Annotated in this window: 9 protein-coding genes; all 9 read right to left on the bottom strand. The window is 37.3% G+C overall.

Going from position 1 to position 15,357, the window contains the following annotated elements:
- Nucleotides 1-12: 12 nt before the first annotated feature.
- Nucleotides 13-1,431: a TlpA family protein disulfide reductase gene (locus WC623_RS15060; protein ID WP_372852482.1), complete on the bottom strand. Its 1,419-nt coding sequence runs from the start codon at nucleotides 1,429-1,431 to the stop codon at nucleotides 13-15.
- An 18-nt stretch (nucleotides 1,432-1,449) separates the two neighbouring features.
- Nucleotides 1,450-2,892, bottom strand: a complete 1,443-nt coding sequence (locus WC623_RS15055; RefSeq protein ID WP_372852480.1) for a RagB/SusD family nutrient uptake outer membrane protein — start codon at nucleotides 2,890-2,892, stop codon at nucleotides 1,450-1,452.
- An 11-nt stretch (nucleotides 2,893-2,903) separates the two neighbouring features.
- Entirely contained in the window at nucleotides 2,904-6,359 is a 3,456-nt protein-coding gene (locus tag WC623_RS15050; protein ID WP_372852478.1) for a SusC/RagA family TonB-linked outer membrane protein, read from the bottom strand.
- Nucleotides 6,360-6,631: 272 nt separating this feature from the next.
- Complete coding sequence (locus WC623_RS15045) at nucleotides 6,632-7,792, bottom strand: FecR family protein (RefSeq protein ID WP_372852476.1); 1,161 nt, start codon at nucleotides 7,790-7,792, stop codon at nucleotides 6,632-6,634.
- Between the two features lie 65 nt (nucleotides 7,793-7,857).
- Nucleotides 7,858-8,436, bottom strand: coding sequence for an RNA polymerase sigma factor (locus tag WC623_RS15040; RefSeq protein WP_372852474.1), 579 nt, complete (start codon nucleotides 8,434-8,436; stop codon nucleotides 7,858-7,860).
- 25 nt (nucleotides 8,437-8,461) lie between these two features.
- Nucleotides 8,462-10,450, bottom strand: a complete 1,989-nt coding sequence (locus WC623_RS15035; protein ID WP_372852472.1) for a family 20 glycosylhydrolase — start codon at nucleotides 10,448-10,450, stop codon at nucleotides 8,462-8,464.
- Between the two features lie 3 nt (nucleotides 10,451-10,453).
- On the bottom strand, nucleotides 10,454-11,671 hold the full coding sequence (locus WC623_RS15030) for an AGE family epimerase/isomerase (protein WP_372852470.1): 1,218 nt from the start codon (nucleotides 11,669-11,671) through the stop codon (nucleotides 10,454-10,456).
- A gap of 11 nt (nucleotides 11,672-11,682) precedes the next feature.
- Nucleotides 11,683-13,755 (bottom strand): GDSL-type esterase/lipase family protein, encoded by a 2,073-nt coding sequence (locus WC623_RS15025; RefSeq protein ID WP_372852468.1) that lies wholly within the window; start codon nucleotides 13,753-13,755, stop codon nucleotides 11,683-11,685.
- Between the two features lie 27 nt (nucleotides 13,756-13,782).
- Complete coding sequence (locus WC623_RS15020) at nucleotides 13,783-15,348, bottom strand: exo-alpha-sialidase (RefSeq protein ID WP_372852466.1); 1,566 nt, start codon at nucleotides 15,346-15,348, stop codon at nucleotides 13,783-13,785.
- Nucleotides 15,349-15,357 lie beyond the last annotated feature (9 nt).

The following is a 15,357-nucleotide window of genomic DNA, read 5'->3' as shown; positions in this document are numbered from 1 at the left end:
TATTTCTGATCGTTATAATCCTGATAATTGATCAATTATTTCTTTCAACTTTGGACTGTCGGGCATTGGCGCCTTATAAACCAACAATTTGCTTTCCATATCATAGATCATATAATGAGGAATTCCTGAAATATTTAGCTTTTTGGTAAAAGCACCAGTCTGGTCTAAATACTGATGACCATGCATATTTAGTTCTTTCATTTTGCTTAACCAGGCATGTTTATTACCATCAATTGAGATGGCTACAAAAGTAATGTTCCTTCCCTCATACTCCTTTTCTAACTTCTGCACCAGAGGTGTCATTTTGATACAAGGAACACACCATGAAGCCCAGAAATCAATAAAAAGATATTTCCCTTTAAACTGTTCGAGATCTACGGTTTTACCTTCTGCATCTTCAAATTTCAAGTCGGGTAAAGCACCTCCTCTCATTGTATACCTTAAGTTTTCAAAATCCTTCTTTACCTTAGATCTGATTGCAACGTCATTAATTTGCGCTGCAACTTTAACATAGGTTTTCAAGTCTTGCTCAAAATCATTGGTAATTTTATAGGAAGCAGTATAGCTACTCAGCAAACTTTCTATCACCTGATCAATTAATGGTACATTAGACACCATACTTTTTAACAAGTCAATCTGAGTATTGATTTCCTTCAGTGTTTTGCTTCTTTTATAAACAGGCATTTCTATATATACTTCAAGATACCTGATCACATTTGACACTCCATTTGCAAAAAGCAAAATTGTTGGGTCATTAAAGTAAAAAAGGGGATCTACAGGCTGAGCATAAAAGCCCGCCCCAACAGGAACAGTGTTTTTAGATCCCCTGCTGTATTCTAATGCAAGACGATATAAATGTGTATTGTACACATCAAAAGCTTTAAACTTTAAATACTTCTGAACTATAGGGCTGATTTTTTTAGCTGTCAACACCTGATCAGTTAATACATAAAATTGCTTTAACTCTTCTTTTTGATGAACCACATCTGCAGTACTGTTAAATAAAGCACGGAAGTAATCGTTAAATTTCTCGTTGATTTCTAACAGTGCCTTATTATCTGCATTGGTGATTTTACTATAATTACAAACCAATCCGAATTGATTGTTTCCTTGAAATTCCAATTTCAATTTATCATTCGGTTTTAAATAGATAGTACTATTATGTACAGATTTATTATTTTCTTTTTGTGTAACTACAGAAAGACTATAAAAACCGGCTTTATTAATATCCAGTTTCATTGTAAATGAACGTTGGGTTCCAATATTAAGTTCTTCCTCGTATGGCTTACCAACTTCATTACCAAGAACTTCTTTCAAATAAATAGTAACCGTACGGTTGTCTGCTACTTTAATAACGCCATTTAATTTAGTAATGGCCTGACAAATAATACTGCTTCCTAACAAAATGCAAAATAATAAGATCTTCTTCATCACACTAATTCCCCCTCTCTATCTTGGATTCTGTTTGATGTTATTGTTTAAACTAATCACTTTTGAAGGGATTGGTAAAACAAAACGTGGACTATTTGCGGGCAATGTTTTGCTACCATGAGTTACACTGATATTTCTTCCCTCAAGGTTTAACCTCTTGATATCTGCTAAACGTAATCCTGTAAAAGCAAGCTCAATACGACGTTCTCGTAATACCAGATTTAAGGCATCTGCAGGCGTTGCAGCAGTTAAGTCTGCATACTTAGCTGTAGGAATACGTTTCTTTCTAAGTGCATTGACATCATCCAAAGCAAGCTGTGTTTGATTTAAACGTGCTAAAGCTTCAGCACGTGTCAATATTAATTCCTGTGTAGTAATCCCACTATTGTTGTAATCGTAAGTACCATTGAAATCTCTAATTCCCTTTCCATTGTTTACGAAAGCGGTACCTGAAAAACCATAAGGAGATGAACCATAAGTCTCTCTTAAATCATTTACTTTATACGGATCAAAAGAGGCTGGATCTTGAGCAATAGGATTTAACAAGTTGAATTGCTCATTAGAGAAGAGATAGTTAAATTCATAGCTACCAACCTTCAAACTATATTTTAACAATACAATATGTTTTTTAGCTATTGAAGAACTAGGATAACCGGTAATCGCTGAAGATTGTGGTTTTGTTGGGGTTGCCAGGCTAAAGGTCGTATAATCATAAATAAAATTATAAATAGCTAAAGCCTTACCTGCATATTCTGACGCTTTTGTCCAATTCCCCATGTATAAGTACATACGAGCTAAAACACCATACGCCGCAGCCTTATTTGGTCTGTAACTATAAGTTGATTTTTCAGAGAGGATATCAGCAGCTTCCAACAAGTCTTTTTCTACCTGTGCATAAACAGCTTTAACGGAAGCTCTTGCAGGCAAATCATTGATGTCTACTTTTAAATTTAATGGTACACCCATGTCAGTTTCTGAAGTATTGCTATAATGCTTTGCATACTCGTTTACCAAAGTAAGATAGGTATAAGCACGATGAACCAATGCTTCTCCTTTAGCCTGGTTTCTTTTTGCCTGATTTGTTTCTGTATTTGTTTCCAACCCGGATAACACCGAGTTTGCTACATAAATTGTTCTATAGGCTACATTCCAATCTGTGTCTTCCTCAGATACATCATACAACTCTGCTTCAAAATCATAAGCCCTGATCGGACCAGTTCCTGGATAACCAATTGCTCCGGCGCGGTAGGCATCTGGTAAATTTATCTCATCAGTTAGGTAATGAGTATTATTTGAAGTACGTCCAATTTCAAGTGGTGCACTCATTAATGCAAGATAGTCATCTAACTTAGTAGGAATAACTACACCTTTAGGTTCTGCATCCAGGAACTTATTGCAGGAAGTGAAAAGTACTACTGCAAGCATTATTGCTGTATATTTATATATATTAAAAATTTTCATTTCTGTACCAATTAAAAGTTAAGATTTAATGAGAATACGTAGTTTTTTACCGGAGGAAAACCAATGCTTCCTGTAAGTAAATTAACGTAGTCAGGATCTAAGCCCTGTTTGTTGGCTGTCCACAACCATACATTATTAGCCTGTGCAGTTAAACTTGCTGCTGTAAATACATTAAACAAGAATTTTTTAGGCATCTGGTATGATAAACTCATTGATCTTAGACGTACAAATGATGCATCATCATCCCAAACATCAGACTTTCTATAATAGTCGTTCCATTTTGCATCAATGCTTGCTCTATCGAACATACGTGGGATATTGGTGTATTGCTCATCACCCGGATTTTTCCATCTGTTGGCAATATCAGATGTTACACCTGCAGTCATATCTGTTTTTGTAGTGCTCTGACGCATTACATGTCCCATTTTAAAAGTAAACTGCGGACTAAAAGTAAAACCTTTATAACCAACATTAATCATCATTCCTCCATAAACAGGAGGATCCATAGTTCCTACATATTTTAATGCATTGATATCAGTTATACGTGTTTGCGACCAGCTTCTGATATTACCTTCAGCATCATAAATCTGAGGTTCTCCTTTTGAAGATAAACCTGCCCATTTATAACTATATAAAAAGCTAAGTGGTAATCCTGAAATTTGTCCTTCTGAATTCGCATAAGCTGATGCCGTTTTATTTGGTGTCAATACATCTGTTACTTTATTCTTATTATATCCGATATTGAAGTCAGCATCTAAACGAACATCTCCCTCTAAAATACGAGCGTTTAAGTTCAGTTCTACACCATGATTGGTCATAATTGCTGTATTTTTCTCAGCTCTTGAAAAACCTGTTGTCGGGTCTAGAATGCTATTGCCTAACAGGTCATAACTCCTCTTTTTGTATAGGTCAACCGATCCTGAAATACGGCGATTAAATACTGAGAAATCTACCCCAAAGTTGCTAGATGCTGTTTTTTCAGGACGCAAGGCCTGATTTTCAGGATTCATATATGTCAGCATATTCTCTTGCGTATTGAAGTTTTTACCGGTTTGTGCGATTGGATACGGACTTGAATTACCAATGTTACCGTTTATACCATAGGTAGCTCTGACAATTAATTTATCTAAGAAACCTACTGAACTCATAAAATCTTCGTTCGTCATGTTCCAGCTTACACCGGTACTCCATAACGGACGGTAGCGATATTTTGGATCTGTACCAAACAAGTTCGACTGATCTATACGGATACTTCCTGACACCGTGTAACGGCTTTTATAAGTATAAGCAGCATTTGCAAATAAAGAAAAGAACCGCTTATCTGTATCCACAAAATTGGGCAACCATGTATAAGTGCTATAATCACCAAGTCCGTTAAGTTGTGTGATACCAAGCGAAGCCAGATCTATATTATCAGATGTAAGTGCTTTATAGTTATAATTGTAATAACGTTCAGAATTACTTGTAAAGCCTACTTTTCTTAACTCCATACCCGCGACAGCATTAATAGCATGGTCAGAACCAAACTGTCTGTCGAGGTTTGCCACGTTACGGAATGTCCAGCTGTTTTGGTTTTCCTTACCTTTATCAAATACAGGACCTACCGGAAACTTGTTTACAAAAGAGCCTGATCCCGTAGGCACTCTCCATGTATTAGCCATTAATCGTGGATAATAGGCATTGATACCTTGTAAATTTTCATTATTTGTAAACCTCAACTCTGTCTGGAACTGAGAACTGAAATTTAATCCCTTTATGATCTCGTAATCTGCACCAACGTTAATTCTTGAGGCAAAAGTACTTTTCTTAGTTGTTGTGTTTTGCATATTCTGCAAAGCGTTATCATCCCAACTTAAATAGCCATTGTCATAAAAGCTTTGTTTCATATGGTCTGGTACTCTGGATGTACGTGAAACATAGTTCCCATTTTCATCTAAAATTCTGTCATATGGTTTTGAAATGCCATAATCATAGCCGGTATTACTACCCTCGTTTTTTACATAAGTACTATTTATGCCCAATGACAAAACTACTTTAGGTAGAACCTGCAGACTATTTTTAAAGTTCAGGATCAGGTTGTCATTGTTTTTACCTGTCAGATTTGTTAACTCTTTAGTGTATAAAGATGAGATGGCAAACATATACTTTTCAGTACCACCACGTACAGATAAATTTAGCTGACGTTGTACTGCTTTGCGGTAAAAAAGATCTTGTTCATTGAGTGAATTGTATTGCTTTAGCTGATCTATTCCGCTATTAACCATGCTCATCGGAAAACCATTAGGATCTTTATAATTTTTATAATACAATCCTGCAACCAATGAGTAAGCATTCTTATCAGCATTGGTAAAAGGGATCCATCCCCTCTTAATGCTCTCAACTTCAGCATCGATATAATCTGAGCTATTGGCCAAACGCTGGAAGGAGAAATCTGGTTTACTGGTTACGCTTAAGTTACTGGTAAAGTTAAATACAGCTTTACCATCATTAGCCATACCACTTTTGGTTTTGATAACAACTACACCATTCGAGGCACGTACACCCCATATTGAAGCGGCAGCTGCATCCTTCAAAAATGTGATATTTTCTATATCATTAGGGTTCACTGTAAAATTACCAGTTTCAATAGGGAAACCATCTACAACGATTAAAACTTCGCGTGTAGCTGATCTAAGTGAGGATGCACCTCTGATCTGCATCTTTCCGTCTGGTCCTACCAACAATCCTGGGACTAATCCTTCCAATCCTTTTGCAAAATCAGTTGCACCAAGATTAGTTATCGCCAGTTTTTTCTGGTCAACAAAGCTAAATGATCCTGTAGCACGTTCCTTAGGTAAATTCTGGTAACCTGTAGATACAACTACATTCACTTCCTTTAGTTTGTTATCACTTTGAATCATGGTAACATTTAATGGCCCAGCTGCACCTATTGTTGCTATTTCCTGACTTTCGTAACCGATATAAGAAAATACCAATACAGCATTATCTGCAACATTACGCAGCTCAAACTCTCCATTGGCATTAGTTGCTGTTTTATTACCTGTGCCTTTTTCAGTGATCACTACACCTGGTAAAGGCTGCCCGTCATTTGTAATTACTTTACCACGGATTTCCTTAAAAGCCTGCCATTTTAAAACCCGATTGTAATCGGCATTAGGAACATCGTTATTAGTCTGAATAGGCTTAATCAGAATTATTTTATTAGTGATTTCGTAAGTGAAATTCTGACCTTTAAGTGAGGCTTTTAAAGCTTCTTCCAATCCGGAATTTTGCAAATTTACACTTACTGGTTTTGCATTTTGAATCAAATCAGTATTGTATAATAGCTGAAAGCCACTTTGCTTCCTTATTGCATGAAGCACGCTTTTTAATGAAGCGCTATTTTTTGAAAGCGTAATCTGTTGAGAAAAACCTTCAGCACTAACCTGTAGACAGGTTACTGTAAGAAGGATTGCAATTAGCTTCATAACTAATATCGTTTTTGATCTTAAAAAGCAAGATAAATTCAGGCTATGCATTAAGCCATACACCCTCTTGCTTAGAAGGTTGAAATTCATAAATTTGTTAGTGTTAAGGTTTGTTGATTTTATTGACTGATTCTCTCTTTTAATAGATAAGCTTACCTTATTGCCGGTAGTGTTCCCGCACTGCCGGCTCTTTATTATGTTCCCGCACAATAAAGTCGTAAAGCCATCCTTCTCTTTTTTGTATAGTTGTTACATATAATGTGTATTTTTGGTTATTTATATACTTTTATTACTTTTCCTTCTATTTTAAACTTTAAGTTCCCTGTTATTTCCAGCATGTTTAATACGTTCGATAGATTAACATTCTTGGAGATATAACCATTATAACGCGTATCTGGGATAGTCGAATAATCTACACCTACATCATACCAGCGTTCCAATTGTCTCATGATACTTGTCAAACGCTCATCATTGAACAGGAAGTTTCCATTTTTCCAGGCAATTACCTCTTCAGTATTTACTTTATTTACATCTACTCCTTTTTCATTTAGCACAGACTGTTCACCAGGTCTCAATTTTAAGTCTGCTGTTACTGAAGAATGTAGTTCTACTGAGCCTTCTAACAAAGTTGTTTTATTGTTTCTTTCGTTCTTGTATGTATTGACGTTGAAATGAGTTCCCAATACTTCTACTTCCTGAAGATCTGAAGCAACTTTAAAGGGCTTAAGCTTATCTTTATGAACTTCAAAATAAGCTTCCCCATTTAACTCCACCCTTCTTTCTTTAAGATCAGAAAATGTTACAGGAAACTTAATTGATGTAGCTGCATTTAGCCAAACCTTAGTACCATCAGGTAAATTAACCTGATATTGTCCTCCTTTAGGTGTTGAAATTGTATTAAACTGCTTAGATACCCCTTTACCAGAACTATTTGAATCTTTAAACTGATAAACCAATTGTCCATCTTTTGTTTTGGTAATAATTACACCACTTTGTTCGGCAAGTTTCCCGTCAGTAGCATCGTCAATTACAATTGTAGTTCCATCGGCCAGTGTAAGCAAGGCTCTGTTACCTCCAGGTTTTACATCCTCCTTAACCAAAGGATCATTACTCTCATAAATTTTATTAGGAGTATTAATAATATAAATTCCTGTTGATAATATCACTAATATCGCCGCTGCTGCTGCAATGCGATACCATAGCTTTAACGACCTTACCGGCTGAGCTGGATGAATATCTTCTTGCTTTAACACATTAGTATACAACCGTTGCTTAAGCTGAGAAACGGTTTCAGCAGAAACTTCATCCAATGAGGTATCGTCAAAAGAATCATACCATTGATTAAACTCAGTTTGTTCCTGAGCTGTAATGGTTCCATCTTTCCATTTCTGGGCAAGTTCAGATAAACGCTGATTGTTTTTTTGGGTATTCATTAAAGGCTACTTTTATATATAGCCAATCAGAATTGACAAATCCCTTAGTCCGAAATGAATTATTTTTATAAAAATATTAAAAAGAACAAACTTCCTAAGCTACCGAACTGATCCTTAATGGTTTTACGAGCTTTAGAAAGATGTGCCTCCACTGTTTTTTCGGATACATTCAATTGGTCTGCGATCTGCTTCTGAGACAATCCATCCTCGTGTTTTAACCGGAATACGATCTGACATTTTTCAGGTAGCTGCCGGACTGTTAATTCAATCTGTGCTTTAAGCTCATTAAAATCTACCTGTTTTGCAGTAGTATCGTCAAATTCTGTGAGTTGAATACTAAGATTCCTTTCAAGATTTTGGATACGCTCCCTTTTCTGAAGTCTGTTGATGACTTCAAATTTTACTGCAACCGAGAAATAATTATTGAATCCTTTATCGAGTTGAAATATTTCTCTTTTACGCCATAGGTTACAAAAGATTTCCTGTACGATTTCTTCACCTTCAAATGTACTGTCCAGACGTTTCCTGGCCACAACATAGAGCTTATCCCAGTAACGATTATAGATTTCACTGAATGCGGCCTCACTTCCGGTTTTTAACAAACCAGCAAGTTCATTTTCAGAATGTTCGCTTAATGAAACCATCGTATAATCAATGGCAAAATTACGATTAAATCCCCGCCTCTACAAAGGTGAACATCCATTTCTGCGGGTTTTTCCAATCTTTACCCTTCAATGATGCTATAGGTAATTTAACCAGAACCTTATTCCAACCTTTCTTAAGCTGAATTTTTGTCGGTTCACGGTATTCATATCCCTCGTCAATTAATGGAAGCTCCATGTCTCCTTTTGCTCCTGCTTGTTTCCATAATGGAGGTGTAACGAGCTGGCCATTTACATAGACCTGACTTGCCCTATTGTCCCATGTCCCCTTTTCAGGTGAATCTGAAGCATAAGAACGTGAAATATTGTTAAAGCCTATCCAGAAGTTACGGGTTTCTTCTTTATCACTCCATACCCTTCTAACCGCATACCAGGTAGTATTCTCCTGTGGATTGTCTAGAATACCTTTTACCAATGGAGCCCACCAATGTCTTAATATTAAAGTACCACCCACTGCCATTAGGTTTGCAGGAGTTGTCTGGATGTTGAAATTCTTATTTTGCGGTGCGAATGTTTTGCTTAAATCGCCTTCATTATTAAATGGTCCATAAAGTTTCCAATGCACATCAGATTGTCTTACATAAGGGAATGGAAGCTTTGCAAAATATAAAGCTTTGTGTGCCATTAAACGATTTTCAAATTCGGCAAAAGTCTTGGCAGCACCAGTTTCCGGAGCCCCGATACAGGCAGTCCAACCACTAGTACCACTACCACTCCAGCTTCTTTCAGCAAAAGCAAGCATTGCCGGGTAAACAGGGTTTTGTATCATTACATCATGTGGACTATTTACCCTCCTATCTGGCCATACACAAATAATTCCGCCCAATGCAGCATCATTCCCCTGATCGAGGTTACAAATCTGCCTGTTAAATATAGTAATCACACTTTCCAGGGGATCCATGTGGTTGATGTAAAGGTGTCTGGAATCTATGTATTTGATGTTTTTATTGCTGCTTACCTTAGTTGCTCCTTCCATCCATAACTGCCTGATGGTACTTTCTGTAAAATTACCTCCAGGCTCCCAGCCGATTACCTTTTTCCCTAGTTTCTCAATCAATGCTGTTACTTCTGGTAAAAAATTCTGATTGGTAATTTTTACTTCATCTGCACCAATATGCAGGTAAGGAAGATCATAGGTATTGCAAAATTCTGTAATGATATTTTTTACTATAGCCAGGCCGCTATCACTTTGCATGTCTGTTTTCATTGCCCTTTTAAAAGCAGCACTATGTCCTGGCATATCTATTTCCGGTATCAGCATAATATGCCTGTCCTTGCAATAACCAATCAACTCTTTCAAGTCTTTTTCTGTATAATATTCTCCCTTATTACGCAGCATAGTTTCAGGGTCAGTAAGTTGTGGGTACAATTTACTTTCTAGTCGCCAGGCAATATCTTCCGTAAAATGAAAATGAAAGATGTTCAATTTATATTTTGCCATCATATCGATCTGCTGTTTGATCAAATCCATTGGTACAAAATTCCTTCCTGCATCTATCATATAGCCCCTCCAATCAAAGGATGGCCAATCAGTAATATCACATGCTGGTATTTGCTTATCTTTCTGAACAAGCTGCTTTAAAGTTTCCAGTCCATAAAAAATCCCAGCCCCACCTGAAGCCGTTACCACAATGCTTCCAGGTGTTACAGCTAAATTATAAGCTTCTTTTGTAGATTTTACCGTTTTAATCTCGGCTTGTTTAAGTACAATTAAACCAGTTTTATAGATAGAGGCTCCATTCTTAATAAGTACATATATACCCTTACTTTTAAGATATTGTTGCATTTGCAAGGCTTCTTTAAAAAAAAGCTTATTACTTACCACAATGACCTTACAGTTTTTAAGATTAAAAAGACCAGTTTTAACAGCCATCTTTTGAGGCATAGGAATTATGTTACCTTGCTGTTTTACGGCCGACTGTGCTTTTACTGTATTGATGATCATCATTAAAACACCAAGACAGCGTACAAGAAAGATAATTTTCTTTTTAATCATTTCTTAATGCACCTTTATGGTTGCTAGTTCAGCAACAGGTTGATTTAAAAATTCATTTAATAAAGTCATGCAATACCACTCCTGTCTTGGCAAGTGAAACGGACCTTTGAACATATTTCCTTTAGCGGTTTGTGCTAAACTCCCATCTCTATGCAGATAACCGAACCATTCACCATTTGCTGCATCATGGAAGTGCTGATAAGAATAATCATGTACCATCTTGTGCCATTCAGCATATTTTTCATCTCCGGTAATGGTGTAGGCCAATAATGTAGCTATAATCACCTCATTATGTGGCCACCAGAACTTCATATCCTGCCAATATTCCTGCACTGGTTTATTGTACACATCTTTAAAATACATGATACCTCCATGCTCTTTATCCCATCCACGTTCCCACATATAATCAAGCATTTTACAACCCAACTTAATCAATCTGGGATCATTATTTCTATATTTTGCTTCATGAAGAATAAACCAGGCACCTTCAATAGCATGGCCTGGATTTAATGTTCTGCCATCAATATGGTCAATAATACTACCATCTGGAGCAACCTGCTCCATTACACAACGGATGTCATCCTTTACAAAATAGGTTTCGATTTCATTGATCCATTTGTCGATCCATTCATCACACCGCGGGTCGCCAATAGTTTCTCTTAACTGCTGAGCTGTATTCATCATGATCATGGGCACTCCAATTCCTTTTGCAGGTCTTGTATCTGTGAATTTACCTGGTAAAATACCGGGTGTAGTCGAATATTCGATACACTTTCCAAACAAATAACGAGCCCGTTCTGCAGCAGCTTCATCTCCACTTGCTTGTGCATAAGCCGCATTAGCAATCACAGCAAAGGTTTCGGAAAAATAATAACGACGTTTACGAATAGGTCTGCCATCACGGGTAACATGGAAAAACATCTGTCCATCTGTATCAAAACAGTACTTGTTTAAAAAATCTATTCCAGATTTTGCAGCATCCAGCCATTCTTGTTTCTGCTCAACTGTGTTATACAAAGTTGATAACAGCCAGGCTGCACGTCCTTGTATCCAAACCGCCTTATCATCATCAATCAGGGTTCCATCCTGATCCCGCATCAATAAGTAACCACCATATTCCTGATCAATTGACCTTGGAAACCAAAAAGGCACTGTATCATTTAATAACTGATGGCTGTAATAAGCCTTAAGTTGTTCTAAATCCTGTGATGTATAGCTCATTTTGAATATTTTTAATTGACTATAATTGAAAATGTAGAAGCTGGTAAGCCTGCTTCATTAGTTAAATTTGCACGGGTAAATGGTTTCCATGCATAATCTACTTTTTTAATATGCTGTCCGTTAGGGATGCTTAATCGTATTTGTTTATTCACAATCATTGCCTTTACAGGAATGATGTGCTGTCCTTTTTCTGTTACCAGTTCAAAGCCTGTAAGGGGTAATTTATCAGCCGTTAACAACTTGTCGCAGTCTGTAAATGAAATCAACACTTCGTTTTGCTGTTTTTTAGCACTCAATGCCACGGGCCCAGATGCGCGTATAGACTTATTGTAAGTATTTTTTAACGCCAGTAAGGCGAGTCGCTCGCCAACCTCTTTCTTTCTTGTTGGATGAACATCAAGAGAATCGCCCAGATCTGAACTTACTGCCATACCTGAATTTGGAATACTTAACTGAAGCTTGCGTTGCGCATCTCTAAAATATGGCCATGATGGCCTGTCTATACTAGAAAGCTGTACAAAATAAAAAGGAAAATTGTATCCCCATTTCGCTCTCCAGCTATTAACTAAGACAGGAAAAGAATGTTCATATTGCTCCACATTTTGAGCATTGCTTTCACCCTGATACCATATGACACCTTTAATAGGAAAATTCGTTAGCTGTGCAATACCAGCCTCATAATTGTAAGCAGGCTCATAAGGGTGACGCTGTTTTACCTTAGCTGCTTTTTTTAAATTTACGTCTGCACGACCTCTGGCCCATTCCTGTATGAAGTCGGATTTACGCCAATCTGTAAGCACATCAACCAATTGCTCATCATGTTCCATGGTATATCTGTCTATCCAGGATTCAATGATCGAACCTCCAACAGCAACTTCTATTAATCCTACAGGAACAGCTTCATCAACTGCGATCTTTTTCCCAAAATAATAGGCTACTGCAGAAAAATCTGCGGCTGAAGCTGTATTTGTTGTTTTCCATTCGCCTTTAAAGTATTTAAGCTGATTGATCTTTTCAAGTGTCGTAGTATCCCAGGCAACATTATTAGTTTCTGCTATCTGATTATATTTCAGCAATCGTAACTGAGGGTTGATTTTTAAATTAGCAAGTTCTGCCTTTCCTGTTGCTGCAGCTTTTAAAGGAAAAGCCATATTAGATTGCCCGGAACATAACCATACATCACCCACTAAAATATCTTTTATTTCAAGACTAACATTATCAGAACTTACCTTTAGCAGATAGGGACCGCCGTGTGTCATTTCAGGGAAAGACACTTTCCATTGTCCATCAGCATCTGAAATTGTTCTAAGCTTTTTATGATTAAAAACAACCTCAATATCTTGATACGCATTTGCTGTACCATATACAGGAATAGGCTTATTACGCTGCATCACCATGTGATCAGTAAATATTGCAGAGAGTTTTAACCCACCATAATTGCCACTTAATTTTTCATATACAGTTTGAGCGATAATAGCTGCTCCCTCTTTATCGGGATGAAGATTATCGGCAAAAAGATCTGGTCTGTAGTGTAGCGGTTTATTTAAGTCAATAATCTGTGCCTGATTTGCTTTTGCGATTACTGGAATGGTTTGTTGAATTTGCCAATACCAATCCCTGGTTCCCGACTTAAACCTAGGGTGGCCATTAAATACAGGCGTAAGCTTACATATGTAAAGTTTAACCTTAGGGTTTTGTTTTTTTAGGGTATCCAGCAGCCAGGCATAATCAGGTTCAAAATCATCTTTATAATCCGGCCAGTTACGAGGATCGGTATCATTTAAGCCCAGGTGTACAATAGCAATATCTGCTTTAAAATCCATTGCTGCAGCAAATTCCTTGGTTTTAAAATATGGCCTATGCCCTTTTTTTAACAGTGTAGCACCACTTAAACCAAAGTTTTTCACCTCATATCCATTTCCCATCAACTTTTGCAATAATGCAGGATAGGCTTCCGTAGCAGGGTTTTTCAAACCAGCACCAAAAGTTACTGAATTTCCAATACAAGCTACTTTTACAGTTTGCGCTGTAGCCATAGCCTGCATCAAAACGATCAGGAATATCAGACTTAAATTTTTAAGCATTTTATGAATTGTTGAGATCCTGTTTTATCACTTAATGATATCTTTGACAGGGATTTTCACAAATAGCATACTTCTTATTCCTTCATATAAAATACCCAGGGTTTGGTCATCTATTTTGGTAAGGGCCGAGTATCCATAGGATTTACGCTCATCAAGGTATAAAAGGTTTGCTGGCTGCCAACTTTCACCCAAGTCTAAACTAGCCTTAATGGTCGTATGCGCTCTTGGTGATTTTGAAGTATTCAGGTTACTAAAGAATAACACATCTTTATTTGCCCCCTTAACATTTACATCTGCTTTAATGAAACTTGCCATACATACCGGATCAGGTAAAGCACTGTAAGAAGTAGCATGTTCCGTCCAGGTTTGCCCCATATCAGTCGTAGTTGCTACGCTTCTGAACTTGCCCCTGTTATCTCTCATATTCAACATCAATGTTCCTGGGGTAGTTTCTACAAGCTGACTTTCGGTTGTGTTTGATTTAGCTCCCACACCAGATTTCCATGTTTTGCCATGATCGTCGCTATAAACTAAAGTTGAGTATGGCATTTTTACTGCATCCCAGTATTGGGCAGGGAAAACAATTTTTCCATCGGCCATTGCAATTCCATTACCCGGGCCAGGGAAAAATAAACGCCATTCTGGATTTTTCACTTGTGAAGTGATACTATACGGCTTACTCCAGGTTAAACCATCATCAGTACTGCTACATACAATGAACTGTCCCGTTTCATCGGGTGTTAAACCAGGTCCTGATCCTTTAATAGATTTATCCCCTTTACTCCATAAAGCCGAAACCCATATAGTTTTAGTAACCGGATCAAAAAGTATAGATGGATCACCGGCACCACTATTATCTAATGGGCCACCCATATCCATAATATTTTTCATTCCCTCCCAGGTTTTACCTTCGTCTGTACTTCTGCTCATGCCCACATCTATATTTCCTGGAAGATCTACATCATTATCGTAACGGATATCATAAACTGAAATCAGGGTTCCTTTATCGGTGGTGATGATCCCTGGGATACGGTACGTATGTACACCTTCATCCATAGGTTTGCGCAATGCAATTCCAAGGTAACGTGATGTTACTTCATTTTGAGTTACTTTATAAGCCAAGCCAGTTCCATCATTCATCTGATCTGCTTTGATGGTTAGTTTATGATCAATATCCGCATCATCATTTAGCGTAACGCTTAACCATAAATTGTGTTTTCCAGCCGTCAATGCAGTTGTAAAAGGGATAACAAATTTACTTGAAATCGTTGCTGTACTACCAACTAAGGTGCTTTTGGAAATATCTTCCTGATCATTACCAAGGTAAAGTTCCAGTTTTGCGATATCTTTCCACCCATCAGCAGCTATTGTGCCCTTTAACTGGCGATAATTGATTTCCTTTCCTTCTGGAATAACAAGCTCAAAGCGTAAATACGGATTGGTTTCCATTCGTTTAAAAATCGGATTTACCGTTGGCTTCGCAATAATTGTGATGGCATCTTTACCCGTTCCTTTATAAACTTTATCAGCACAGGCTGATACACTTAATATAGCGAGGAGCAAAAAGCAATTAAATATGTGATGTGTCTTCATTAGAATATA

It is taken from the genome of Pedobacter sp., assembly GCF_041645105.1.
Classification (GTDB): domain Bacteria; phylum Bacteroidota; class Bacteroidia; order Sphingobacteriales; family Sphingobacteriaceae; genus Pedobacter.
This window is presented reverse-complemented; position numbering and strand designations above follow the sequence as displayed.